Raw genomic sequence first — 25,294 nt, forward strand, 5'->3', positions numbered from 1 at the left:
CATGTGTTAAGCACGCCGCCAGCGTTCGTCCTGAGCCAGGATCAAACTCTCCGTGAATGTTTACCCGTAATCGGGTCGACACATCACGAGAGCGGGACGAGCCGGAGGAATAATCCGGCTGTCCACAGCGTCCTCGCTGTATGTGTTTCTTCAAAGGAACCTCATCCCCAACCATCACTGGCCGGGAACGGGGTATCAACTAATCTGGCGTTGATTTTTGGCACGCTGTTGAGTTCTCAAGGAACGGACGCTTCCCTCAGGCCCTTTTCACCAGGCCCTCCGGGCTTTCCCTTCGACGTTTCAAACCTTATCAGGCTTTTTCCGGCCCCTTGACCACTCCCGGTCCGTCCCCTGCAGACAGGCAGAGGTGTAGACCAGTTAGGATCTCGGCTTGAAAGGTCGCTGCCGACCCCCGACTCTCACGTCGTGTTGGGGCCAGGCAGGGGTACGACAGTACAGGTCACCGGGGTACGAGGCAAATCGCCCCGGTGCGTCCCGGCTCGGTCAACCGGTTGCTTTCGGGCGGAACCGGGACTTCACCTGACATACGCTCTGAACAGTTCTGAACAGTGCGTCGCCCCGCGCCACCCCCCTGACGACGGGCGACGTCATCTCCGCCCCTGGGAGGCTCCATGACCACAGTGATGTCGCCGCTGGCCGGACGTGCCATCGGACTCGCGGCCGTACCGGACCCCGTCTTCTCCGGCGCCATGGTCGGCCCCGGTACCGCCATCGACCCCGTCCGGGAACCGGGCGAGGCCGTTTCGCCCGTCGACGGAGTCATCGTCTCGCTGCACCCCCATGCCTTCGTCGTGGTCGACGCCGAAGGGCACGGAGTACTGGTGCACCTCGGCATCGACACCGTGCAGCTCAACGGCGAGGGCTTCGAACTGCTGGTGAACAAGGGCGACACCGTCAGCCGCGGTCAGGCCGTGGTGCGCTGGAACCCCGTCGCCGTGGAGGAGGCCGGGAAGTCCCCGATCTGCCCGGTCGTCGCACTGGAGGCCACCGCGGACTCGCTGGGCGAGGTCCGTGAGGACGGCGAGGTCAAGGCCGGCGAGCAGCTCTTCACCTGGCAGTGACGGTCCGGCACCAACAGCGGTCCGACAACCATCGCGGCGGCACGGCCCGCCGCTCGATCGGGAACGAGTGACATGGAGACAACGCTGCGAGGCGTCGGGGTGAGCCACGGTGTGGCCATCGGCGAGGTACGGCATATGGGTACGGCCGTCCTGGAGCCGCCCGCCAAGCAGAACCCGGACCAGGACGCGGAGCGCGAACAGGGGCGCGCCCGGCAGGCGATGGACGCCGTCGCCGCAGACCTGATCGCCCGGGGCAATCTGGCCGGCGGTGAGGCGCAGGCCGTGCTGGAGGCCCAGGCGCTGATGGCGCAGGACCCCGAGCTGATGGCCGATGTGGACCGCAGGGTCACGGTCGGCAGCACGGCGGAGCGCGCGGTGTACGACGCGTTCGCCGCGTACCGGGCGCTGCTCGCGGGCGCCGGGGAGTATCTGGCGGGCCGGGTCGCCGACCTGGACGACGTACGGAACCGGATCGTGGCGCGGCTGCTCGGGGTGCCGATGCCGGGTGTCCCGGACAGCGACGAGCCGTATGTGCTGATCGCCAGGGATCTCGCCCCCGCGGACACCGCGCTGCTGGATCCCGCGCTGGTGCTCGGTTTTGTGACCGAGGAGGGCGGGCCGACGAGCCACAGCGCGATTCTGGCGCGGGCGCTCGGGGTGCCGGCCGTGGTGGCGCTGCCCGGTGCCGGTGATCTGGCCGAGGGCACGCTCGTCGCCGTCGACGGCAGCACGGGCGAGATCTTCGTGCAGCCGTCGGAGGAGAAGCGGGCGGAGCTGACCCGGGCGGCGGCCGAGCGCAAGGCCGCGCTCGCCGCCTCCAGCGGGCCGGGGGCCACCTCGGACGGGCACAAGGTGCCGCTGCTGGCGAACGTGGGCGGCCCGGCCGATGTGCCGGCGGCGGTGGAGGCCGGTGCCGAGGGCGTCGGACTGTTCCGTACCGAGTTCCTCTTCCTGGACGACAGCAGCCGGGCGCCGTCGGAGGAGACGCAGGTCGAGGCGTACCGCAAGGTGCTGGAGGCCTTCCCGGAGGGCCGGGTCGTCGTACGGGTCCTGGACGCGGGCGCGGACAAGCCGCTCGACTTCCTCACCCCGGCCGACGAGCCGAATCCGGCGCTGGGGGTGCGGGGGCTGCGGACCCTGCTGGACCATCCGGAGGTGCTGCGGACCCAGTTGACCGCGCTGGCGAAGGCGGCCGAGGGGCTGCCCGTCTATCTGGAAGTCATGGCCCCGATGGTGGCGGACCGGGCGGACGCCAAGGCGTTCGCGGATGCCTGCCGGGAAGCCGGGCTGCGGGCGAAGTTCGGCGCGATGGTGGAGATCCCGTCCGCGGCGCTGCGCGCCCGGTCCATCCTCCAGGAGGTCGAGTTCCTCTCGCTGGGCACCAACGACCTGGCGCAGTACACGTTCGCCGCCGACCGTCAGGTGGGTGCGGTGTCGCGGTTGCAGGATCCGTGGCAGCCGGCGCTGCTGGACCTGGTGGCGCTGTCGGCGGAGGCGGCGAAGGCCGAGGGCAAGAGCTGCGGTGTCTGCGGTGAGGCGGCCTCCGATCCGCTGCTGGCATGTGTGCTGACGGGTCTGGGGGTGACGTCCCTGTCGATGGGCGCGGCGTCGATTCCCTATGTCCGGGCGACGCTGGCCAAGCACACGCTCGCGCAGTGCGAGCGTGCGGCGGCGGCCGCGCGGGCCGCGGACAGTGCCGAGGAGGCGCGGATCGCCGCGCAGGCGGTGCTGTCCGGGGAGTGACCCGCTCCGGTTGACGGGTGGAAGGGCCTCGCGGCGACCGCGGGGCCCTTCCGCCGTTCCGGCGGGACACCCGCGGGCGGCCGACCGGCCCGCCGGTGTCCCGGAGCGGCCGGTGGGACCGGCCGGGGACGGTCAGTGGTGGGGGTCGGGTTCGTCGGTGGGGACGGGGAAGCCGGCGTGGTACTCGGTGCCGGGCTCGGGCGGGACGGGTTCGCCGGTGGCGGCGTCGGTGCAGTAGGCGCTGAAGACCCCGGCTTCGGAGAGGGGGACGAAGCTGCTGCGGTGGACCGTCCAGCCGTGGACGCGGTCGGCGGCGCCGGAGCCGGCGGTGCGCAGGACCACTCCCGCGGGGCGGCCGAGGGCGACGGCGACGGCGAGGACGGTGATGAACTCGGCGTATGCGGCGGGGTCGGGGCGGGCTGCGGGGTCCGCCGGGTCCCGGTCGGCGGCGAGGGTGACGAAGAGCCGTTCCGCGGGGGCGGCGACGCTGCAGACGAGGTGGTGGCTGCCGGGGCCGGCTTCTTCGAGGAGGCGGGCGAGAAGGTGGGCGGCGCGGTCGAAGGACGCCTTGCCGATGTCCTGGCCGCAGTCGGCGCAGGGACCGGCGGCGGCGAGCAGACCGGCCGCGTACTCCCAGGTCGCCCGGCGGACGCTGTGGTCGATCAGCAGGGGCAGGAGTTCGCCGATGGGCTGGCCGGTGTAGTCGAGGGCGCCGCCGCGGGCGGCGGCGACGGCGGTGTAGCGGCTGCGGCTGAGCGGGCTGTCGGGGTCGAGGCCCTCGCCGGCGCAGTAGTGCGCGTACTCCTCGGGGTCGAAGAGGACGACGGCGGTGTGGAGCCGGTCCCCGGCGAGGGAGCCGAGGAGGTCCTCGACCCGGTGGAGGTAGGAGGGGTGGTCGTCGAAGGGGAAGCTGCGGTAGCCGGACATGGCGGCGAAGTCGTGGGCGTCGGCGAGGATTCCCACGGTGGCGGGGACCTCCCGGCGGAGGGCGCGGCGGGCGGCGGCCCGGCCGCGGGGGCGGTCCGGGCCGGTCCGGCCGGGGCCGGGGCGCCTGCCGCCGGCCGGCGTGCGGCGGGTGCGGCCGGTGGGTGCGGTCTCGTGCGTCATGGTCCCCCCTGGTGGCGTACGGTCGAATATCGATTACTCACCGTAGCCGTCGCCACTGACAGTGGCCGGTCGGGGCCGCCGCGAGGCTGTCAGCCGCCGCCTTCGCCGCGGAGCCGGGTCCGTTCGGCGCCGAGGCCGGTGTAGTAGGTGAGGAGCTCGGGCCGGTCGACGGAGCCGGGGTTGACGGCCTGGGCGGGGTCGGCTCCCTGGAGGAGTCGTTTGACGGGGACTTCGAGGCGCTTGCCGGTGAGGGTGTGGGGAATCGCGGGCACGGCGATGATGTCGTCCGGTACATGGCGCGGGGAGAGCTGTTCGCGGAGGGTGCTCTTGATCCGGGCGCGCAGGCCGTCGTCGAGGCCGGTGCCGTCGGCGAGGTGGACGAAGAGGGGCATCCAGTAGCCGCCGTCGGGTTCCTCGACGCCGATGACGAGGGATTCGCGGATTTCGGGGAGCCGTTCGACGGCCTCGTAGATATCGGCGGAGCCCATCCGGACGCCCTGGCGGTTGAGGGTGGAGTCGGAGCGGCCGTGGACGACGACGGTGCCGCGGCCGGTGAGGGTGATCCAGTCGCCGTGCCGCCAGACGCCGGGGAACATCTCGAAGTAGGCGGCGCGGTAGCGGTCCTGGTCCGGGTCGTTCCAGAAGGTGGTGGGCATGGAGGGCATGGGCCGGGTGACGACGAGTTCGCCGACCTCGTCGACCAGGTCCCGGCCGTTCTCGTCCCAGGCGTGCAGATCGGTGCCGAGGCAGGGGGCCTGGAGTTCGCCGATATGGACGGGGAGGGTGGGGACGGCGCCCGCGAAGCAGCTGCAGACGTCGGTGCCGCCGCTGACGGAGGCGATCCACAGATCGGCTCCGGCGGCGGCGAACTCGTCGTGCAGCCAGCGGAAGCCGTCGGGCGGCAGGGGGGATCCGGTGGTGGCGACGCAGGCGATCCGGGAGAGGTCGTGGTCGCGGGCGGGATGCACCCCGGCCTTGCGGCAGGCCATGACATAGGCGGCGGAGGTGCCGAAGAAGGTGGCGCCGGTGCGTTCGGCGACGGCCCACTGGGCGCCGGTTTCCGGATAGCCCGGGCTGCCGTCGTACAGGACGACCGTGGTTCCGGTGAGCAGCCCGGAGACCAGGTAGTTCCACATCATCCAGCCGGTGGAGGTGTACCAGAAGAAGCGGTCGCCGGGGCCGAGGTCGCAGTGCAGGCCGAGCTGTTTGAGGTGTTCGAGGAGGATGCCGCCCTGGGACTGGACGATGGCCTTGGGCAGTCCGGTGGTCCCGGAGGAGTAGAGGATCCACAGGGGGTGGTCGAAGGGGAGCTGCTCGAAGGGGGTGTCGGCGGTGCCCTCGGTGACCTCGGACCAGTCGCGGGCGCCGTCGGGGGTGCCGGTGCCCAGGACGGGGATGTGGATCACGGCGCGCAGGCCGGGGAGTCCGGCGCGGAGTTCGGCGACGGTGTCGGCGCGGTCGTGCTCCTTGCCGCCGTAGCGGTAGCCGTCGACGGTGAAGAGGACGACGGGTTCGACCTGCTGGAAGCGGTCGAGGACGGCGCGCGCGCCGAAGTCGGGGGCGCAGGAGGTCCATACGGCGCCGACGGCGGCACTGGCGAGGAAGGCGACGACGGCCTGGGGGATGTTGGGGACGTAGGCGCAGACCCGGTCGCCGGGGCCGACGCCGGTCTCGCGGAGCCGGGCGGCGAGGGCCAGGACCTGGCGGCGCAGCTCCGCCCAGCTGGTTTCGGCGGGTTCGTGGCGTTCGTCGGCATGGACGAGGGCGGTGTCGCCGGGGCGGGTGTCGGCGGCGCGCAGGGCGTGTTCGGCGTAGTTGAGGGTGCCGCCGGTGAACCAGGCGGCGCCGGGCATGGCGGGGTCGGCCAGGACCTGGTCCCAGGGGGTGCCGAAGCGTACGTCGAAGTATTCGGCGACCGCGCGCCAGAAAGTGTCGAGGGAGCCGGTGGACCAGGCGTGGAGGGCGGGGTATCCGCCGTCGGCCGGAGCTCCGTGGTGCTCGGCGGCCCAGCGCTGGAAGTGGGTGATCCGGGCGGCGGCGACGCGGTCGGCGTCCGGCTGCCACAGAGGCTCCGGGCCCCGGGCCGGGGTCGCTTCGTTCGCTGGATTCACTGGGGTCACAGTGCGGCTCCGGATGGCTCTGGTCGTCCCGCGGGTCCTGGTCGGATCGCCGGGGGCGGTGCGCGGTGGCTGCGGGGGCCTCGGGCGTGCCGGTGTGTGCGCGCCGCTCGGCTGCTACGGACGATGCCATGTGATCGTCTTTCGCACCAGGGCACGGCGGTGTGCCGGTCCGGTGCGGTGGGCGAAGTGCCGGAGTGCCGGGGGTGAACGGGTGCTGAACCCGGTCCCGCCGGCGGGGGGCCGGTGGCAGGCTGAGCCGCATGGACGGTCGTGAGCTGGTGTGTTCGGTACGGAGCCTGCGGAGGCTGCGCGGTCTGGGGCGGCTGCGGGCGCTCGGTGCGCGGCAGGGGCTGCGGGCGGCGCGCCGGGCGTGGCGCAGGCGGCGGACGGACGCGTGGGGGCTGCCGCCGCGGGGGGCGGAGCGGGCCCGGGTGCCGGGTCCGCTGTCGGGGGCGGAGGCGCTGCCGGGCGGTGGGGTGGTGCGGTTCGCCCGTTCGGAGTTGCGGATCCGGGTGTCGGCGGGGGGCGCGGTGTTCTGGGGGTGGGACGGGGCGGGTCCCGAGCCGTCGTACGCGCTGGCGGGGCCGGTGCCGGAGGCGGATCCCCGGGCCGGTCTGGAGCCGGATACGGACGGCGGCTGGCGGGTGGTGTCGCGGCGGGTGACGGTGGCGGTGTCCCGGTACGGGGCGGTGGAGGTGCGTACGCCCGGCGGGGTGGTGCTGCGGCGGGACCTGCCGCCGCGGTGGTGGGAGCCGGTGGGGGGTGGTGGTCCGGCGCGCTGGCTGCTGCGTTCGGAGGTGGCGGCCGACGCGCGGTTCTTCGGGCTGGGCGGGCGGGGTTCGGGGCCGGGGCTGCGGGACGGGACGTACCGGCTGGGGAATTCGGGTCCTGGGGCCGGGGATCCGGTGGACGGGCCGTCGTCGCCGGCGATGCCGGTGCAGGTGGTGGTGGCCGACGCCGGAACGCATCTGGCGTTCCACGACACGACGTGGGACGGGCGGGTGACGCTGCGGCAGGGTGCGGAGGGCGGGGGTTCGGGGCACGACCGGCCGGGGACCGCGGTGCTGCGGATGGAGGGCGGTCCGCTGCGCTGCTGGGTGGTGGTGGGCACGCCCGCGGGGGTGCTGGCGCGCTGGTCGCGGCTGACGGGCCCGGCGGCGGTGCCGCCGTCGTGGGCGCTGGGGGTGCAGCATGCGGTGCTGGACGGGGCGGGGATACGGGAGGCGGTGGCGGGATACCGGGAGCGGGGGCTGCCGCTGTCGGCGGTGCATCTGGGCGGCCCCGGCGGTCTTCCGGGGGCGGGGGCGCGGGGGTGGTTTCCGGCGGCACCGCCCGGGGCGCGGGAGCTGCGGGCGGCGGGGGTGCGGCTGGTGCCTGTGGTGGCGCCGGAGATCGGGGCGGAGCGGGGTGATCCGGTGTACGAGGAGGGGCGGCGGCTGGGGGTGTTCGTACGGGACGGGCGGGGGCGGGAGGTCCGGGGCGGGTGGGGGGCCGGGGAGTGCGCGTATCCGGATTTCACCGATCCGGCGGTGCGGCGCTGGTGGGGCGGGCTGTGCGCGGAGCGGGTGGCGGCGGGTTTCTCGGGGGTGGCGCTGACCGGCAACGCGCCTTCCGGGGGCGGGGTTTTCGGGGGTTCGGCGCTGCCGCGGTCGGCGCGGCACGCGCTGGAGGGCCGGGGTGGTGATCACCGGGAGGCCCGCAATGTGTACGGGGCGGCGATGGCGCGGGCGGGATACGAGGGGCTGCGGCGGCTGCGCCCCGCGGAGCGGCCGTTTCTGCTGTCGCGTGCGGGGTGGGTGGGGATGCAGCGCTACGGGGGTGTCTGGGCGGGCCCGGGCGGCGCGGACTGGGCGGGGTTGCGGGCGGCGCTGTCGCTGGTGCTGGGGCTGGGGTTGTGCGGGGTGCCGTACGCGGGGGCGGACGGTGCGGCCGGCGGTGCCGGGTGCGGTGCGGGTCCGTCGGCGGAGTGGTATCTGCGGCGGTTGCAGCTGGCGGCGTATCTGCCGTTGTTCCGTACCGGGCCGGGGGCGGACGGCCGGGAGCCGTGGGGGGCGGGCCCGGTGGTGCTGGAGCAGGCGGGGGCGGTGCTGCGGGAGCGGGAGCGGCTGCTGCCGTATCTGGTGACGCTGGCGCAGGTGGCGAAGCTGACCGGGTCGCCTCCGGTGCGGCCGGTGTGGTGGGGGGCGCCGGAGGACCGGGCGCTGCGGGAGTGCGGGGACGCCTTTCTGCTCGGGGACGCGCTGCTGGTGGCGCCGGTGCTGGAGCCGGGGGTGGTGCGGCGGGCGGTGCGGCTGCCGCGGGGCCGCTGGTACGACACGGTGACGGGCCGGGTGTACGACGGCCCCGGGCGGGTGGTGATGGAGGCGCCGCCGGAGCGGATACCGGTGCTGGCGCGCGGTGGTTCGGTGGTTCCGGTGCGGGGTGCGGACGGCGGGGTGGAGCTGGAGGTGTGGGCGCCGCCGCCCGGGCGCAAGGGGGGTGGCCTGGTGGTGCCGGATCCGGGGGACGGCTGGGCGCGGGCGGAGGTCGAGCGGTACGCGGTGCGGTCGGCGGGCGGCCGGGTGGTGGTGAAGCAGGTCCGGGGGGACGGGGTGGTGGCGCCGGGGCGGCCGGTCCGGGTGCGGGGCGCGGCCGCCGGGGACGGTGGTCGGGTGTAGTGGCCGGTCGCGGCGGTCGGGTGCAGTGGTCAGTTGTAGCGGCCGGCGAACCAGTTGGCGACGGCCTCGGTGTGGGTGGGGAAGGCGAGGGGGCCGGGGGTGCGGAGCAGTTGCCGGCCGGTGGTCTCGGCGGTGGGGGCGTCGGGGGGCAGGGTGGCGGCGGGGAGCGCGGGCAGCAGGGCGACGAGGAGGAGGTGGCCGGTGTCGGCGCTGATGGCGTCGGCGAGCCGGACGTCGGCGGCGCGGGCCTCGATCCGGGTCTCCTCGTGGAGTTCGCGGACGGCGGCCTCCTGCCAGGTCTCCCGGTGGTCCACGAAACCGCCGGGGAGGGCGGTGCGGCCCGCCTCGGGTTCGATGGCGCGGATGATGACGACGAGTCCGGTGCCGTGTGCGTCGTGGACGGGCTGGAGGGCGACGGCGACCGGGAGCGGGTTGCGGTAGGCGGTGGCCGCACAGCCGGGGCAGGTACGGGGCCAGTCGCGGGCGGCGGGGCCGTAGGGGGTGCCGCAGTGGCCGCAGTGGGAGTTCTCGGGCATCCGCGGGACTGTAGCGGACGGGGGCGGGGACGGTACGGGCGGCGGTGGGTGCGGGGCCCTGGCCGGGTGCGGGCCCGGGGGTTACCGTGCGGTTCATGGAGCGGACATTCGATACGTACGAGGAGTTCTGGCCGTACTACGTGGCGATGCACTCCCGGGCGGCGACCCGCTGGGTCCATCTGGCGGGCACGCTGACCGGGCTTGCGGTGGGCGCGTACGGGGTAGCGCGGGGCCGGAAGCGGTATCTGGCCGCGCTGCCGCTGATCGGCTACGGGACGGCCTGGCCCGCGCACTTCCTGATCGAGGGGAACAATCCGGCGACGTTCGGGCATCCGCTGTGGTCGCTGCGCGGGGACGCCCGGATGATCCGGACGATGCTGGCGGGGCGGGACCGCGAACTGGCGGAGACCGCCGCGCAGTGGTTCGCCGAGGACCGCTGAGGGCCCGGACCGCGGGGTCCGCACCCTAGCTTTCTGACGTCATGTCAGATATTTGTGGTCGGAGCACGGGCATCGGACCGCGGTTCCGGGGAGGACCTTTGACACGCGCACCCGTGACGGCCGGCTGGTTCCGGGACGGCGGGGAGGGCGGCTTCGCACTGCTGGGCACCCGCTGCAACTCCTGTACCGCCGTCTTCTTCCCCCGCGAGGACGGCTTCTGCCGCAATCCGGAGTGCGGGGGCGGGCGGCTCACGGAGGTCGCGCTGTCGCGGCGCGGCACGGTGTGGTCGTACACCGACGGCCGCTACCGCCCGCCGCCCCCGTACCCCGGCGACCCGGACGAGCCGTGGGAGCCGTACGTTCTGGTGGCGGTCGAGCTGGCCGCCGAGCGGATGGTGGTCCTCGGGCAGGCCGCGCCGGGGGTGACGCTCGGGGATCTCGCGGTCGGCGCCGAGGTGGAGGTGGTGCCGGGAGCGCTCGGCGACGGCACCGCCGTCTGGCACTGGCGGCCGGTGGGGGCGGAGCGTTGAGCGGGGCCGCCGGGGACGTCGCGGTCCTGGGGGCGGGTATGCACCCCTGGGGCAAGGGAGGCCACGGTTTCCTCCACTACGGCACGATCGCCGCCCGCGCGGCCCTCGCCGACGCCGGTGTCGCCTGGCGGGACGTCGGATCGGTGGTCGGCGCCGCCACCGTACGCGGCGGCTATCCGGGGCATGTCGCGGGCGCCTCCTTCGCCCGGGCACTCGGCTGGCAGGGGGCGCGGGTCACCAGTGTGTACGCGGCCTGCGCCTCCGGCGCCCAGGCGATCGGCACCGCGCGGGCCCAGATCCTGGCGGGTCTCGCGGACGTCGTGCTGGTGGTCGGCGCGGAAGCGGCGCCCAAGGGTTTCTTCGCCCCGGCGGGCGGGGACCGGCCCGACGATCCCGACTGGCTGCGGTTCCGGCTGCTCGGGGCGGTCAATCCGGCCTACTTCGGGCTCTGGGCCCGGCGCCGGATGGCCGTGCACGGCGACACCCCGGAGGACTTCGCGCTGGTCAAGGTGAAGAACGCGGCCGCCGGAGCGCTCAATCCGTACGCCCGCTACCGGACGGCCGTCACCGCCGCCGAAGTGGCGGCCTCCCCCGTGGTCGCGGATCCGCTGCGGCTGCTGGACATCTGCGCCACCTCGGACGGGGGCGCGGCGCTGGTGCTGTCGAGCACGGCGTACGCCCGCCGCCACGGGCATCCCCGCCCGGTCCGGATCCGGGCCGTCTCCACCGCCGGGCCCGTCTATCCGCGGACCGTGCCCGACCTCCCGGACATCGCGACGGACTCGGCCGCCGCCGTACCTCCCCCGGCCGGGTCGTTCCGGGCCTCCGTGGCCCGGGCCGCGTACGAGGAGGCGGGCACCGGCCCCGGGGATCTGTCGCTGGCCGAGGTGTACGACCTGTCGACCGCCCTCGAACTGGAGTGGTACGAGGACCTCGGGCTCTGTACGCCGGGCGGGGCGGCCCGGCTGCTGCGCTCGGGGGCGACCGCGCTCGGCGGACGGATCCCGGTGAATCCGAGCGGGGGTCTGGCGTCCTTCGGGGAGGCGGTGCCCGCACAGGCGATCGCCCAGGTCTGCGAGCTGGTCCGGCAGCTGCGGGGGGAGGCGGGTCCGCGGCAGGTGGCCGGGGCGCGGGCCGGGATCACGACGAACCAGGGGCTGTTCGGGCACGGGTCGGCGGTGGTGGCGGTCCGCTGAAGGCGGCGCGGGGGCGCGGGCAGGGCCTCCGGGGCCAGGGGTTCCGGGTGGCCCCGGGCGGGCGGTGCGCCCGGGGGTCTGCCACGCCCGGCGTTCGGCGCCGACGGCTCGGCCGGACACGGACGACGGCTGACGCCCCCGGCTCGCCCGGCCGCACCGGCTGACCGCCGACGGCAGGGGCCGGGGCCGGGAGGGCGGAGACCCGCGGCTCCACCCCGCCGGGACACGGCCGCCGGGCGGACCGCCGGCGCCCCGCCCGGCAGCCCCTGCGCACCGCCGCCCGGCCGGACCGGTCCGCCCGGCACCGGAGTGCGGCGCCCCCGTACGGCGGACCGCGCACCCCCGGCCGCCGTCAGTTCGCCGCGTGCCGCTGTGCCGGGTCGACCAGTTCCAGGGCGTGTTCGACCACCGTGACGAGGACCGTCTTCACCGACTCGCGCTCCCGCGCGTCGCACAGCAGCAGCGGGACCCCGGCGTCCAGGTCGAGGGCGGCGCGCACCGATGTCACGGGGAAGCGTTCGGTGCCTTCGAAGCAGTTGACGGCAACGGTGAACGGGATGCCCCGGCGCTCGAAGTAGTCGACGGCGGCGAAGGAGTCCGCCAGCCTGCGGGTGTCGGCCAGCACCACGGCCCCCAGCGAGCCCTGGGCCAGTTCGTCCCAGAGGAACCAGAAACGATCCTGCCCGGGGGTGCCGAAGAGATAGAGGACCAGGTCCTCCCGGAGGGTGATCCGGCCGAAGTCCATGGCGACCGTGGTGGTCGTCTTGGCCTCGACGCCGCCGGTGTCGTCCACCGGCCGGCCCACCTCGCTCAGATCCTCCTCGGTACGCAGCGGACGGATCTCGCTGACCGCGCCCACCAGCGTGGTCTTGCCGACCCCGAAGCCTCCGGCGACCAGGATCTTCAGAGCCAGCGGCGCACTGCGCCGCGCCGTGCTAGAGGGCCCGGAGACCATTGATCACCTCGCGGAGAATGTTCACGTCCGGCAGCTCCGCCGGCGGAACGGGACGGGTTACCTGGACGAGTTCGTCCTCGACGAGATCGCCGACCAGGACCCGGATCACCCCGACGGGGAGATCGAGACCCGCGGCCAGCTCGGCGATCGACTGCGGACTGCGCTCGGACCGCTCGACGATGTCGACGTGCTCCGGCGAGAGATGGTGCCCGTGGCCGGTGGTTCCGGCCGCGGGGCCGGGCACGACGAGCGCGATCAGATCGAGCCGGTGGTGCTGGGAGGTGCTGCTGGTACGGCCCCGGGTCATCGCGTACGGCCGGACCACGGGGCCCGCCTCGGCGTCGACGAAGTGCCGCGGGGGACGGGGGCCGCCGAACCGGCGGGCCCGCTCCTCCCGCCCGGCGGGTCCGGAGTCCGGGGTGCTCCCGGGCTCCGGGCCGGCCGGGGACGGAGACGCCTCCTGTGGCGGATGAGGCTGGTGCGGTCGGTGCGGCTGATGTGTCTGGTGCTGCTGGTGTGACGGAAGGGGCTGCTGTGGTTGCGGGGGGCCGGGAGGGCGGTGCTGCGGCTCCGGCGGCCGGTCCTCGGGCGGCTGCGCCCGCCGGGAGGCCGGCCGCGGGCGGAACCGCCGTAATCGCCGGGCCCGGCCGGGCGGCCGGACCCGGGGCTCCCCGGTCCCGTCCCCCATGGCCCCGTCCATACCCTCGGTACCGTCCGCCCGGTCGGCCGTACCGTCGCCCGCGCCGTCCCCGGTGCCGTCACGCATACCCGGCGTCACCCGCCGGCGGCGGATCGCCCGGTCCGGGGAGCCGTGGCGAGATGAACCCCGACGCGCTTCACCATGAGCGTCATCTCATAGGCGACCAGACCGACGTCGGAGTCCGCGTCGGCGAGGACCGCGAGACAGCTGCCGTCGCCCGCGGCGGTGACGAAGAGGAACGCCTCGTCCAGCTCCACCACGGTCTGCCGGACCTGCCCGGCGTCGAAGTGGCGGCCCACCCCCTTGGCGAGGGAGTGGAAGCCCGAGGCCACGGCGGCGAGATGCTCCGCGTCCTCCCGGCTCAGTTCCCGCGAGGTACCGGTGGCCAGCCCGTCGCTGGAGAGCACGAGCGCCCGGCGGATGCTGCCGACCCGCTCGACCAGCTCGTCCAGGAGCCAGTCGAGCGCGCCCGCACCGCCCCGGTCGAACGGGCGTCCCCCGGTGGCGTCTGCTGCGGCGTGCGGTGCGGTCATGGACCGTTCCCCTCCGATGTCGTTCGTGGTGCCGGACGGCCGGCGGTGGTGCCGGTCCCCGGACCGGTGCTCGGGACGGCGGCCGGGTCGGTGCCGTCCGCGTTCTGGCGGCGCCCCCGCTGCCAGCCCTGCTGCATGGACGCCATCCGGGCCCGTACGGACTCGGCGTCGCGCAGCGCGTCGGTGTCGCCGCCGCTTCCCCGGGCCGGGCCGGCGCGCCGCCGGGCGCGGGACGGCTCGGGGGTCTCCCGCAGCTGCGGGGCGAGGCTGGCCTGGCGCACCCGGCGGGGCAGGCCGTCGACGAAGCCCGGCGGTTCCTCGGCGCGGCGGTGGCCGCCGGTGTGGGGCTCGGCCGGGTCGCCGCGGCCGGCGGGAGCGGGGAAGGGGGTCGCGGCGGCGGAGCGGTGGCGGCCGGTCGCCGGGTCGGGCTGCCGGGGACGGCGGGGCAGCGGGACGACTCCCGGCGGGCGTCCGGGCGCGGGTTCCCCCGCCTGCTGGTGCTCCTCGCCGCCGCCCGTCCGGGGCGGCTGCGGGGACCGGGTGTCCTGGGGGTAGCGGTAGCCGCCGGGCTCGCCGTACGGGTCGACCGGATCGTACGGATCCGGCGGGCGGCGCAGTCCGGGGAGGCGGTGCGGGGTGCCGTACGCAGCCGGGGAGCCGGCCGGGTACGCGGCGTCCGCCGGACCGGCCGCGTCCGGGCCCGGCCGGTTGGCCCCGGACGGCGGAACGGGCCTGCCGGGGAACGGCGGCGGGGCGCCCTCCGCGGGCTCCTGGTCCGCCGCCGGCAGGGCCGAGCGTCCGGCGGACGGCACCGGGCGGCGCACGGGCGGCCCGGACCGGACCGGACGGTCGAACGGGGAGGCACCGGACGTGTCGTCCTCCGGGGCGTCGGTCAGCAGGGCGACCGGCAGGAAGACGACGGCCGTGGTCCCGCCGTACGGCGACGACTGGAGCGAGACCCGGACGCTCTGGCGCTGGGCGAGCCGGCTGATGACGAAGAGACCGAGGCGGTCCGTGTCGGAGAGCTCGAACTCGGGGGTCTCGGCCAGCCGGAGATTGGCCTCCAGGAGGATCTCGGGGGCCATTCCGAGGCCCCGGTCGTGGATCTCCAGGGTGAATCCGTTGGCGACCCGCTCGCCGTGCACCTCCACGGCGGTGTGCGGGGGCGAGAACACCGTGGCGTTCTCCAGGAGTTCGGCGATCAGATGGGTCAGGTCGGCGACCGCCTGGCCGCCGACCCCGATCCGGGGCAGCCGCCGTACCTCGATGCGCTCGTAGTCCTCCACCTCGGCGACCGCGGCCCGGACGATGTCCATCAGCTGGACCGGCTTGCGCCACTGCCGGGAGGGAGCGGCACCGGAGAGGATGACCAGGCCCTCCGCATGACGGCGCATCCGGGTGGTGAGGTGGTCCAGCCGGAAGAGGTCGGCGAGTTCCTCCGCGTCCTCGGTGCGGCGCTCCATGGCGTCGAGGAGGGTGAGCTGGCGGTGGAGCAGGACCTGGTTGCGCCGGGCGAGGTTGACAAAGACCTCGGAGACGCCGCGGCGCATCTCGGCCTGGCGGACCGCGGCTTCGACGGCGGCGCGCTGAAGGGTGTTGAGGGCCCGGCCCGCCTGGCCGATCTCGTCCTTCTCGTACTCCAGGCGCGGCGCCTCCGTCTCCACGTCGACGTGTTCGCCGGCGGCGAGCCTGCGCATCACCCCGGGCAGCCGGACCCCGGAGACCTCGTGGGCCTCGCGGCGCAGCCGTGAGAGGTCCCGGACCAGGTCGCGTCCGATGCGTACCGAGACGACGACGGAGACCAGCAGGGCGAGGAAGCCGAGCACTCCGGCGACGCCCGCCTTGATGAAGACGTCCCAGGCGGCGGGGTCGACCCGGTCCCGGTGGCGTTCCTCGGCCTCCACGGCCTCCAGCTGGAGCCGGTCCAGGACGGGGGTGACGGCCTGCCGCCACTGCACCGCCTGGTCGGCGTCGGCGGGTGCGGCGGGGTCGCCGGTGACCAGCCGGTGCTCGGCGTCGCGCAGCGGTGCGGTGCGGGGGCCGGTCCAGAAGGTGCGGTAGATCTCGCGCTCCCGGGGCGGGAGCAGCTCCAGGTTGACCTCGTAGAGCAGTTCGCGGCGGGCGACCAGACCGGTGACGTCCCGCAGTTCGGCGGCGGTGATCCGGCCCGCCGTCAGGGCGGAGGAGATCAGCGCGTGTTCGCGGGCGAGTGCCTCGGTGGCGCGGCCGAGGCCGACCAGGGCCCGGCCCTGGCGGTCCATGCCGACGTCGCTGAGGGTGTGGAGGTCGTTGAGGAAGGTGAAGGCGGGGTCGATCAGACCGTTGTAGTAGTCCATGGCCCGGGCCCGCGGCACCGTACCGCCGTCGACGGACGCGCGCAGCGCGACGAGTCCGCCGAAGCCGTCGACGAAGACGGCGAGTTTCCGTTCGCCTTCGGACCGCAGGGCGTCGCGGAGCCCGGCGTCGGCGGCCCGGGTACGGACCAGGGTGAGGGCGCGGTCCACGGCGGCGCGCCGCTCGCCCAGTTCGGCCTGGGCTCCGGAGGCGCGGCGGTCGGCGAGATGGACCAGGGTGTGGTGGCGCTCCTGCTGGAGGGCGTGGACCGCGATGGCGACGGGGCCGCCGGCGTCGTCGACGACCGAACCGACCTCCAGCAGCCGGGCCGCCTCCCGGCCGGTGAGGAAGGTCGTGAAACCCCAGAGCGCGGTGAGGGAGAGCAGGGGAACCAGCAGCAGCGCCACGATCTTCCGGCGGATGGACTTCCCGCGAAAGCGCATGGCCTCCCCCTGACGGACCGCCCGGCGGGCTGCGGTCCTCCGTGCTCTCCGGTCAGCAAACGGCGCGAGCCTACTACTGTCACACAATCAACTCGAAGGGCCGCCCGGGCGATTTTCGGCCGACCGACCGGCCGTGCGGCATGGAGGGTTCCGGCATTCAAGGTGTTGGGATTCCCGGGCGTGTCGCACAGGTCGGGACGGGTGCGGCGGCGGGGCCGCGCGGAGATGGCCGGATTCCTGCGATCAGTTGGCCCCGCGGTGGAACAGAAAGGGGCCCCCGGGCGTCTATATGTACAGGGCTGATGGGAACCTGCCGTTAGCGACCGGTAGTGCGAGTTTCGCCCGCACTGTCGGTATCGCGCGTACCGGATGTCAACCGCTTTTCCGGAAGCGTCCGGTGGCGGGGTCCGGGAGGGCCGCGCAGGGTTCCGCGGGGACCGCCGCATCCGGACAGGGGCGGCGGGTCTCCGCCGGACGGGAGTAGCGGTGCGGGATTCCGGGCAGCCGAAGACAGGACGGACGGACATGGGGGATGTGGGGAGTGACCGGAACCATGGACACGGGCGAGCGTCGTGCGACGGCGGCGCGCGCGGAGGAGGAGAGGCCGGTGCCGCGGCAGCTGTGGGTGGATGAGCCCGTGCCCAGGGCCCGGATGGCCGATCCGGTACGCAGGGCGGCCGTGCGGGCCGTGCTCATCGTGTCGTTGACCCTGATTCAGGCGATGGTCGCGCTGCTGTGCACGCTCGCCGAGTCCTGGCTGGCCTTCCCGATGGTGGTCAGCAGTGTCGCGAGCACGGTCGTGGCGACCTGGTCGGTGCTCGACGTCTGGGTGACGCGCCAGGTGTGGAAGCAGCGGTACGGAGTGGTCTCCACGCCCAGCAGCAGTGCGCGTGCCGCGCGGCGGGAGCGCCGCAGGGCGCGCCGGGCGGCCCGGACCGCCGCCCGGGCGGAGGCGCGGACGGCGCGCCGGGAGTCCGGGAGCCGCCGGGTCGCGGAGGCCGAGGTCTGACGGAGCGCGGGTTCCGCGCGGCGGGCGGTCAGGGGGCGGGGCGTCGCTGCGGCGTCCCGCCTTCTCCGTGTCCGCCGGTGTTGCGCCGCGGCCGGGTGAGCCGTACCGGCCGGCCGTAGCCGGGGTGGACCGCTCCGGGCCCGGTGCGGGCCGCCGCCTCCAGCAGCCGGGGGACGCCCGCGCGGACCGCGCGGGCGCCGTCGCCCCCGGCCGGGTCAGGATCCGGCCGGGCGGTCCGCTCCGGGCCGGGAGACGGCGGACGGATCACCCGGCCCGGCGGCCGGGGCGGCGGGGGCCGGGATCGGGGCGGAGGTCCGGCCGGTGGCGGGCGGGGCCGGCTGTGCGGGGACCGCGGGAGTGTCGCCCGGCGCCCGCCGGAACATCCGGGTGGCGGTGATCTCGCCGTGGATCCGCTCGCCGCTGGTCTCCTGCTGCGGCAGCCCCGGCCGCAGATGCTCCTCCACACTGATGTACTTCAGTCCGGCCCTCAGGTCGGCGTCGTTGCGCAGCCGGATGACCAGCGGGAACTCCGCGAGTGCCGTGGTGTCGAAGAGTCCCGTGGTGTAGAGGAGCTGGACGCCCAGGGCGTCCGAGACCGCCCGCTGGAGCTCCAGCAGATAGGTGGCGTTGGCCCGGCCGATGGGGTTGTCGAGGAAGAGCGTGCCCGCGTGGCGGTGCCGGTCGCGGCCCCGGTCGTTGCTGCGGAGCGCCGCCATCGTGCAGTAGAGCGCGATGGCCGCGGTCAGCAGCTGGCCGCCGGAGAACACGTCGCCCATCTGCCCCACCGGGACGCGTTCGGCCCGGAGTACCGCGTCGGGCTTGAGGATCTCCACGGCGATGCCCTTGGGCTGGAGGGCGGCCTGCACCCCGCGCAGCAGCAGGGACATACCGTCCCGGCGGCCCTCCCCGTACGCCGCCGAGGCGTTCTTGCGGAGGGCGGAGCGGGTGGCCTCGTCGATGACCTCGCCGAGCCGCTCCGACAGGGTCGCCTGGTCGGGCTCCTCGAAGCGGATCCGGAGGAACTCCTGTCCGGACCACTCCCCCAGGCCCTCCGGGAGCCGGGACAGCTTCTGTGCCGAGCGGAGCGTGGCGAGGGCCGACTCGACCAGTCCGCGCAGCCGGTCGACGATGGTGTCGCGGTTCCGCTCCAGCTGGGCCAGTTCGTCGCCGAGCACCCGCAGCCGGGGGGCGAACGCCTCGGCCCAGGCGGCCGCGTGCTCGGGCAGCGCGGCGGCGGGCAGTTCGCGGATCTGCTGGCGGGCCGGGGTGCGGACCTGTTCGTAGCGGGTGGAGTTGGCGTGCCGTACGAGGACGTCGGAGGCCTCCCGTACGCCCGCCTCCGCCGCGGACAGGTCGGCGGCGCAGCCGCGCAGTGAGCGGCGGGCCTCGGCGGCGGACTGCCGGGCCTCGGCGAGGCCGCCGGGATAGGGCTCGGGCTCCTCCGGCCGGGCGGCGTCCTGACCGGCCGGGGGCTCCTGGTGGTCGCGGAGCAGATCGCGGAGCTGGGCGGCGGTCTCGTCGAAGCCGGCGGCACCGTCCTCGGCGGTCCGGTGGGCCGTCAGCAGGGTGCCGTGGGCCTCCCGGGCGGTGTCCAGGTCGTCGGTGCGGGCGGCCAGTTCGGCCGTGGCGGTACGCAGCAGGGCCTGGGCGTGGTCCGCGTCGCCGGGGAGCAGCGCGTCGGGCAGCTCGGTATGGGCGGTGCCGTCGGCGGGGGCGAGGCGTTCGGCCTCGCCGCGCAGCCGGCCGAGCTTCTCGCTGGCCTCCGAGGCCCGGGACTCCAGCATCTGGACGAGGGACTCGGCGCGGGCGGCGGCGGCCTGGCGGGAGGGGCCGTCGGCGCCGTCGGTGCTCTCCAGCAGTTGGGCCGCGCGGGTGCGGACCTTGTTGGTGAGCCGGTCAAGTTCGGCGAGGGCCGCGCTCTCGTCGCTCTCGGCCCGGGCCTGTTCGGCCCGGAGGTCGGCACCGACGCCGACCTTCTCGTAGAGCTGGGACGCGGCGCGGTACGCCTCGCGCAGGGCGGGCAGCGCGGCGCGCGGCGGCTCGGTGTCCCCGGCCGGGCCGTCGCCGTTCCGCGAAGTGTTCTCCGGGGTGTGCTCCGGCGTGTTCTCGGGGGCGCCGGCGATCTCGGCGCGTTCGGCGCGCAGCACCCGGGCGGTGCGGCGGGCGTCGTCGCCGGCACGCTGGGCGGCCCTGCGGTCCTCGTCGGCGGCCTTGGCCCGCTCCCAGCAGGTGGTGGCGCGGGCCTCGGCCTCGACGGCGTCGTCGGCGAGTTCGCGCAGTTTGACCTGCCAGCCGGCCCGCTCCCGGAGCCGGTAGGCGAGCCCGGCGAGGGCGTCGGCGGTGCGCCGGGCGCGCTGGGCGGCCTCCTGGCGGTCCTCGCGGATCCGGGCGGCCTCCGCGGCGGCCTCGTCCGCCTCGGTCCGTTCGGCACGGGCCGCGGCCAGCTCCTCCTGGGCCGCTTCCGCCGCCGTCCGGGCGGCGGCGGCGGCTTCGGCGAGTTCGGCGAGCATGCCGGGCGGGCAGTCGGCGCGCCAGGACGCGAGACGGGCGGCGAGCGCCCGGTCCCCGGCCAGCCGGGCGGCCAGGGTCCTGATCTCCTCGTCGCGGGCGGTGGCCCGGGCGCGCAGGGCGTGCCGTTCCTCGTCGGCCGCGCCTTCGTCGTGCATGGCGGGGTTCGGGGGGACGAGGAAGACGGCGGGCACCTCGCCGCCGCCGTCCGGGCCGGCGCCGGGCGGCGGTACGGGGGCGAGCAGGGCGGCCGCGGTGCCGACGGCGACGGCGGAGCGGGGCAGCAGCGCGGCGGCGCCGAGGACATCGCGGGCGCGCAGGTGGGACGCGGGGTCGGTGATGACGACGCCGTCGACGAGTTCGGGCCGGGCGGCCAGGACCGCGGCGTGGTCGGCGGGGTCGACGGCCTGTGCGAGATAGCGCCAGCCGGGGAGGGCCGGGATGCCGTGCTCCGCGAGGTACTCGACGGTGGCGAGGACGTCGGGGCCCGGGGGCAGCAGTCCGCCGTCGCCGAGGGCGCCGAGGATACGGGCGTCGTCGGCGGCGGCGGTCCGCAGGTCGAAGAGGCGGCGCTCGGCGTCGGTGACGCACTGGTCGAGGAGTTCGCGCAGCTCCCCCGCCCAGCGGTCGAGTTCCCCGGCGGAGAGCGGGCTCTCCGGGTCCCGGACGGGGGTGTCGCCGCCCGCGGCCCCGGCGGGGTCCGGGAGGCCGAGGAGTCCGGCGAGGCGGGGGTCCTCGGCGATGGAGGCGGCGGCCCGGTGTTCGGCGGTCCAGGCGTGTTCGGCGGCGGCCGCGGCGTCGGCGGCGCGGGCGGCGGCGAGTTCGGCGCGGGCCTCGGCGGCGCCGGTCTCCTTGGCGCGCTCCGCGGTGGCCCTGCCGGTCTCCCGGGCGGTGTCCCAGGCGGCGACGGCGGTCTTCTCGGCGTCGCTGGCGGCCAGGGCGGCCCTGGCCGGGTCGGCGCCGGGCGCGCTGTCCTCCAGCCAGCCGGCCCGGACGGCCTCGGCGGTCTCCTGCTCGACCTCGGCCAGCCGCTGGCGGAGGTGGCCGATCTCGCTGCGGGCGCGCTGGGCCTCGGTCGCGGAGGCGGTGGCGTCGCGGTGGGCGGCCTCGCCCGCCTCCTGGAGGACGGCGGAGCGCTCCTCGTGCTCGTTGGCGAGCCGCTCGCCCTCCTCGGCCGCCCCGTGGAGGGCGCGGACCAGGTCGGCGGCGGCGCGGGCGCGGGCCGCCAGGGCGGGGGCGGCGTCCCGCTCCGCCTCGCGGATGGCGGCGGCGACCCGGGCCGAGCGGTCGGCCGCGGCCCGGTGCCGCAGGACGGCTTCGGCCGCCTGCCAGGCGGAGTGGAGGGTGCGGGCGTCGGTCAGTTCGCGGCGCCGGCCGGTGGCGCCCTTCTCGGCGGCGGCCAGCGCGAGGGACGCGTGCCGGTAGGCCAGTTCGGCGGCGACGAGGGAGCTGCGGCCGCGGGTGGTCTCGGCCTCGGCGACGGTGTGGGCGGCCGCGGTGACCTGCCGGGACAGTTCGGCGGCGCGGGTGCGTTCGCCGGCGGCGCGGGCCAGCAGCCGGCGGCTGAGGGTACGGGTGCGGCGCTCGGCGGCGGTATGGATCTCCCGGGCGCGGGAGCGGGTTCCGGCGGCTTCGACGATCCGGTGGAGCAGGTCGACGGAGCCCGCGGTGAAGTCGCGTTCGGCGGTCAGTTCGGCGCGGCGGCCGATCTTGTTGCCGAAGCCGCTGACGAGGTCGGCGAGGCCGTCGGTGTCCCGGGTGTCGGTGACGGCCCGCAGCAGCAGATCGGTGAAGTCGGAGTCCTTCTTGACCGCGAAGAGTCCGGCGGCCTCGCCCTCGTCGGCGTTCATCTCGCGCTGGTAGCGGAAGAGTTCGGGGTCGAGGCCGAGGTCGCCGAGGTGCTCGTTCCAGCGGTCGTGGATTTCCTCCCACTGGACATCGAGGTGGGGATACGCCTTGCCCGCGTCGGTGAGGGCGTCCCGGAAGCCCTTCATGGTGCGGCGGCGGCCGCGGGCGCCGGAGACGCCTTCGGCCGGGGGGCGTACGGAGGTGGACTCGGCGACCGGCAGGGAGTCCAGGCCGAGACCGGGGCCGGGCCGGAAGGAGTACCAGGCCTCGGCGAACTTCCGGGGGTCGTTGGAGACCTGGCGGCCCCGCCATTCGCTGACCTTGCCCACCACGACGAGTTCACCGGTGAGGGTGTGCTGCCACTCCAGGGCGACATGACCGCAGTCGTCGGCGAGCAGGAACTTGCGCAGCACTCCGGAGCTGGCGCCGCCGAGGGTGTTGCGGTGGCCCGGAAGCATCACCGAGAAGATCAGCTTGAGCAGGACGGACTTGCCGCCGCCGTTCTCCAGGAAGAGCACGCCCGCGGGCGCGGGACGGCGCGGCGGGCCGACCGGCTCCTCCTCGAAGAACTCCGCCTGGGCGGGTGCGGGGTGGGGCACCGGCTCGCCGACCCCGCGCAGGTCCAGCACGGTGTCGGCATAGCGCGCACCGGCCGGCCCGATGGAGTAGAGGCGAACGCGGGACAGCTCGTACATGGCGGCGGACTCTCAGATGTCGACTGGTCGGGATACCGGGGTACCGGGCGGGGGCCGGGTCGCGGGGGCCGCCCGCGCCGGGGCGGTCCCCGCGGACCCGGTGTCAGGCGTGGAAGGGGAGACCGGCGTCGGCGGCCAGTTCCAGATCGTCGCCCTCGGGCGGGGGCAGCAGGGTGGCGCCGCCGTCGCTGACCGGGACGACGCCCAGGTCGAGCAGTTCGGCCATGGCGGCGGTGCCCGCGAGATCGCGGACCTGGAGCTGGTAGCGGGCGGTGGTGCGGTAGGTGCCGCCGGATTCGTCGCCGGTGCGCTGGAGGAAGCCGGAGTCGGTGAGGAAGGCGGCGGCCTTGCCGACGATGCCGGTGGTGGATCCGGCGAGGCGGCGGGCGTCCTTGGTGGCCCCGGTGGAGCTGCGGCGGGCGTAGACCCGCCAGGCGGACTCCAGTCCGGGGGCTCCGCTGGCGGGGTCGGTGTTCTCGCCCTGCTCCCCGGCGCGCTCTTCGAGACGGCGGCAGGCCTGGCGGACGAAGGCGTCCACGCCGTTGACGGTGACCCGGCCGATGTAACCGTCGTCGGCGAGGTCCTCCGGGCGGGGGAAGGCCATGGTGGCGACGGCGAGATGGGCCAGTCCGTGGAGGAAGCGGTCGGCGGAGTCCGCGGCGGCCCGGCGGGCGTAGTCGCCCATGCGGACCGCGAAGACGGAGTCCTCTCCGGCGGTGACGGCCATGCCCGCGCGGGCGGAGACCTCCAGGACGACCAGCCCGAGGCCGGTGGCGACGGCGTCGGCGAGCCGGGCGAAGGCGGAATCGTCCCGGTAGCGGCGGAGGAGTTCGGCGTACTCCGCGTCGCGGGCGGGCAGCAGCTTGGGCTGGAGTCCGAAGGAGACCAGCCGGGCGGCGTCGGCGGCGTCGGCCGGGGTGACCACGGGTGCCGCGGCCGGCCGGTCGGCAGCCGGGGCGGGGGCCTCGGTCTCCGGGGCCGGATCGCGCCGGGGTTCGCGCTCGGCGTGCGGTTCGGTCACTGGGCGGGCTCCTCGTGCGGACAGGGCGGACAGGACGTACGGGCGGTCGGGGACCTGTGGGATCCGTGCGGCGTGCGCGGTGCGCGGGCCGGCGAAGGCGTACGGGCCGGGCCGGGGGAACAGGCCGGGTGCGGGGTGGGGCACCGGGCCGGGCCTGGGGGACGGGAATGCCGTACGGCGGCCGGGCGCGGGTCCCGTCCCGGGGTCCCGGTGGCCGGGGGTACGGGCCCGGGGCGCGCCCGCGGGGGCCGGGCCGGGGCGGGGTGCCCGGGGCGGCGGGCGGTCATGCCGACTCCGTACGGTCGGCGGCCATTCCGGCGGCGTCGAGCAGGGCCGTCCCCACGATGAGGTCGGCGCCGCCGAACTCCGGGTCGTCCAGCGGGGTGCCGTCGTCGACGGCGAACAGCAGCCGCTCCTCGCCCTGCCGGTAGGCGGTGCCGACCGGGGGGCTGGCCGCATGGACGGCGAGCAGGGCCACCAGATAGGGAAGGTCGGCATCGCCGCGGCGGGCCTCGGCGAGGAGTCCGGAGAGCCGGCGCGGCGCGTCGTGCTCCAGGTCGAGCAGCTCCGCCGCCCGGGCCATCTGCTCCTCGCTGAAGCGGCTGTCGTCCGGGGTGGCGATCAGATCGGGCTCCGGCATCTCGGCGCCGAGGTGCTCCCGTTCGACGGGCGGGGTCAGCAGCAGCTCGACCAGATCGCCGACGCGCACCGAGGCCGGGGTGCGCAGCCCGGTGCCCCGGGCGAAGAAGGCGTCGGTGACCTGCCCGGCGTCCTCCAGGGGCAGCGGCAGCAGCGGGGCGAGGAGCTGTCCGTAGAGGTCGAGGCCGGTACGGGTGGTGGGGCGGGCAAAGGCCTGGCGGTCCTGTTCGGCGCGGAACAGGGGGCCGGCCTCCAGCAGCCGCGACTGGAGCTGGGTGTGCCGGCGGATGCAGTCCTTGACGATGTCGACCAGCTCGGCGGCCCGGCGCTTGTGCTCGGGATCCTCCGCCTCGTCGCGCGCGCGGCGGATATTGGTCAGGATGGCGTTCTCGTGGCGGTAGCGGTCGGCGACATGGTCGAGGGCCTCGGCGATCATGTCGGGGACCGTGTTCAGCCAGTCGACGGCGCGGACGTTGCGCCGGGTGGCCTCCAGGGTGCGGCGGAGGGTCTCCGAGTACTGCACGGTGCGGTAGCGGGCCTGTTCGGCGGCGAGCTGGGCATCGGCCAGCCGGCCGCGGCTGATGAGCACCTCCAGCTTGACCTCGGCGGCGATCTGGGCACTGGTCACATCGGTGTCCAGGGCGCCGACGAGGACGTTGACCGCCTCGTCGGTGGTGCGCAGACAGACCGCGCCGCCGTAGCCGGGGACCTCCTCGACGAGTTTGAAGTCGTAGTCCCGGCGGGTGTAGACGCCGTCGGCGCCGAAGGTGCCGTAGACCGCGCGGAAGCCCCGGTCGACACTGCCGACGTTGATCAGGTTCTCCAGGACCCAGCGGGCTACGCGCTCGTGTTCCGCGGCGGGGCGGCCCGGGGCCTGGGCGGCGATCCGCGGCAGCAGCCTGGCGACTATCTCGTCGTGGTCGGCGCCGGTGTCGAAGTCCATATGGAGGGTGACCAGGTCGATGGCCGCGAGGGCGACCTCCGCCATCGCGTACACCGAGTACTCCCCCGCGAGGTTCGCCTTGCGGGCGTCGAGGTCGTGGAGCGGGGCGGTGCAGGCGAGCGCGCGCAGCCGCCGCGCCAGCCCCTCGTCGGCGGCCGGGCCCTGCGCGGGCCGCGGCCCCGCGCTGAACTGGGGCGGAGCGGGGTCCGTCGAGGCAGGCGAAGTCACGGTGCACAGATTAGGTCCTCTCACCGA

At 75.4% G+C, this 25,294-nt stretch carries 16 protein-coding genes and 1 pseudogene; 7 read left to right on the top strand and 10 right to left on the bottom strand.

All coding sequences use genetic code 11. The annotated features are described in order from the left end of the window. Window positions 1-632: 632 nt before the first annotated feature. Window positions 633-1,082, top strand: a complete 450-nt coding sequence (locus ACWDR0_RS28310) for a PTS sugar transporter subunit IIA (protein WP_456354626.1) — start codon at window positions 633-635, stop codon at window positions 1,080-1,082. A 72-nt stretch (window positions 1,083-1,154) separates the two neighbouring features. Further along, on the top strand, window positions 1,155-2,825 hold the full coding sequence (gene ptsP, locus ACWDR0_RS28315; protein WP_456354627.1) for a phosphoenolpyruvate--protein phosphotransferase: 1,671 nt from the start codon (window positions 1,155-1,157) through the stop codon (window positions 2,823-2,825). Window positions 2,826-2,957: 132 nt separating this feature from the next. Here the strand turns inward: ptsP and ACWDR0_RS28320 are convergent, their stop codons facing one another. Together ACWDR0_RS28320 and ACWDR0_RS28325 are read right to left on the bottom strand one after the other, a co-directional pair. Beyond that, a complete protein-coding gene (locus ACWDR0_RS28320) occupies window positions 2,958-3,932 on the bottom strand; it encodes a hypothetical protein (RefSeq protein WP_456354628.1) in 975 nt (324 codons plus the stop codon). Between the two features lie 89 nt (window positions 3,933-4,021). After that, on the bottom strand, window positions 4,022-6,043 hold the full coding sequence (locus ACWDR0_RS28325) for an acetoacetate--CoA ligase (protein WP_456354629.1): 2,022 nt from the start codon (window positions 6,041-6,043) through the stop codon (window positions 4,022-4,024). Window positions 6,044-6,312: 269 nt separating this feature from the next. Here ACWDR0_RS28325 and ACWDR0_RS28330 point away from each other — a divergent pair, with 269 nt between their 5' ends. Beyond that, window positions 6,313-8,709 carry a glycoside hydrolase family 31 protein gene (locus ACWDR0_RS28330; protein WP_456354630.1) on the top strand — a complete coding sequence of 799 codons (2,397 nt, stop codon included), beginning with the start codon at window positions 6,313-6,315 and terminating at the stop codon, window positions 8,707-8,709. A 29-nt stretch (window positions 8,710-8,738) separates the two neighbouring features. Here ACWDR0_RS28330 and ACWDR0_RS28335 read toward each other — a convergent pair whose 3' ends face one another. Next, window positions 8,739-9,245, bottom strand: a complete 507-nt coding sequence (locus ACWDR0_RS28335) for an NUDIX domain-containing protein (protein WP_456354631.1) — start codon at window positions 9,243-9,245, stop codon at window positions 8,739-8,741. A gap of 95 nt (window positions 9,246-9,340) precedes the next feature. Between ACWDR0_RS28335 and ACWDR0_RS28340 the strand changes: the two genes are divergently transcribed. From ACWDR0_RS28340 to ACWDR0_RS28350, 3 genes are all read left to right on the top strand, one after another. Further along, window positions 9,341-9,685, top strand: coding sequence for an Mpo1-like protein (locus tag ACWDR0_RS28340; RefSeq protein WP_456354632.1), 345 nt, complete (start codon window positions 9,341-9,343; stop codon window positions 9,683-9,685). A 113-nt stretch (window positions 9,686-9,798) separates the two neighbouring features. Further along, a complete protein-coding gene (locus ACWDR0_RS28345) occupies window positions 9,799-10,215 on the top strand; it encodes a Zn-ribbon domain-containing OB-fold protein (protein WP_456354645.1) in 417 nt (138 codons plus the stop codon). After that, window positions 10,212-11,411: a lipid-transfer protein gene (locus ACWDR0_RS28350; protein ID WP_456354633.1), complete on the top strand. Its 1,200-nt coding sequence runs from the start codon at window positions 10,212-10,214 to the stop codon at window positions 11,409-11,411. The genes ACWDR0_RS28345 and ACWDR0_RS28350 overlap by 4 nt, the downstream gene beginning before the upstream one ends. Before the next feature lie 352 nt (window positions 11,412-11,763). Here the strand turns inward: ACWDR0_RS28350 and ACWDR0_RS28355 are convergent, their stop codons facing one another. The 4 genes and pseudogenes from ACWDR0_RS28355 to ACWDR0_RS28370 all read right to left on the bottom strand — a co-directional run bounded on the left by ACWDR0_RS28355 (window position 11,764) and on the right by ACWDR0_RS28370 (window position 16,376). After that, entirely contained in the window at window positions 11,764-12,366 is a 603-nt protein-coding gene (locus ACWDR0_RS28355; RefSeq protein ID WP_456354634.1) for a GTP-binding protein, read from the bottom strand. After that, window positions 12,347-12,709, bottom strand: a pseudogene (locus ACWDR0_RS28360) (DUF742 domain-containing protein); the annotation flags it as partial. The gene ACWDR0_RS28355 and the pseudogene ACWDR0_RS28360, both read right to left, overlap by 20 nt. A gap of 431 nt (window positions 12,710-13,140) precedes the next feature. Beyond that, window positions 13,141-13,599 (bottom strand): roadblock/LC7 domain-containing protein, encoded by a 459-nt coding sequence (locus ACWDR0_RS28365; RefSeq protein ID WP_456354635.1) that lies wholly within the window; start codon window positions 13,597-13,599, stop codon window positions 13,141-13,143. Continuing rightward, a complete protein-coding gene (locus ACWDR0_RS28370; protein ID WP_456354636.1) occupies window positions 13,596-16,376 on the bottom strand; it encodes a sensor histidine kinase in 2,781 nt (926 codons plus the stop codon). Before ACWDR0_RS28370 ends, ACWDR0_RS28365 begins: the two co-directional genes overlap by 4 nt. Before the next feature lie 532 nt (window positions 16,377-16,908). On the opposite strand from ACWDR0_RS28370, the gene ACWDR0_RS28375 reads away from it, so the two are divergent. Next, window positions 16,909-17,385, top strand: a complete 477-nt coding sequence (locus ACWDR0_RS28375) for a hypothetical protein (protein WP_456354637.1) — start codon at window positions 16,909-16,911, stop codon at window positions 17,383-17,385. 215 nt (window positions 17,386-17,600) lie between these two features. Here ACWDR0_RS28375 and ACWDR0_RS28380 read toward each other — a convergent pair whose 3' ends face one another. The 3 genes from ACWDR0_RS28380 to ACWDR0_RS28390 form a co-directional block, all read right to left on the bottom strand. Continuing rightward, on the bottom strand, window positions 17,601-22,436 hold the full coding sequence (locus tag ACWDR0_RS28380) for a hypothetical protein (RefSeq protein ID WP_456354638.1): 4,836 nt from the start codon (window positions 22,434-22,436) through the stop codon (window positions 17,601-17,603). A 103-nt stretch (window positions 22,437-22,539) separates the two neighbouring features. Further along, window positions 22,540-23,457 carry a hypothetical protein gene (locus ACWDR0_RS28385; protein ID WP_456354639.1) on the bottom strand — a complete coding sequence of 306 codons (918 nt, stop codon included), beginning with the start codon at window positions 23,455-23,457 and terminating at the stop codon, window positions 22,540-22,542. A gap of 283 nt (window positions 23,458-23,740) precedes the next feature. Beyond that, entirely contained in the window at window positions 23,741-25,267 is a 1,527-nt protein-coding gene (locus ACWDR0_RS28390) for a hypothetical protein (protein WP_456354640.1), read from the bottom strand. Window positions 25,268-25,294: the final 27 nt, after the last annotated feature.

The sequence above is a fragment of the Streptomyces sp. NPDC003691 genome (assembly GCF_053981115.1).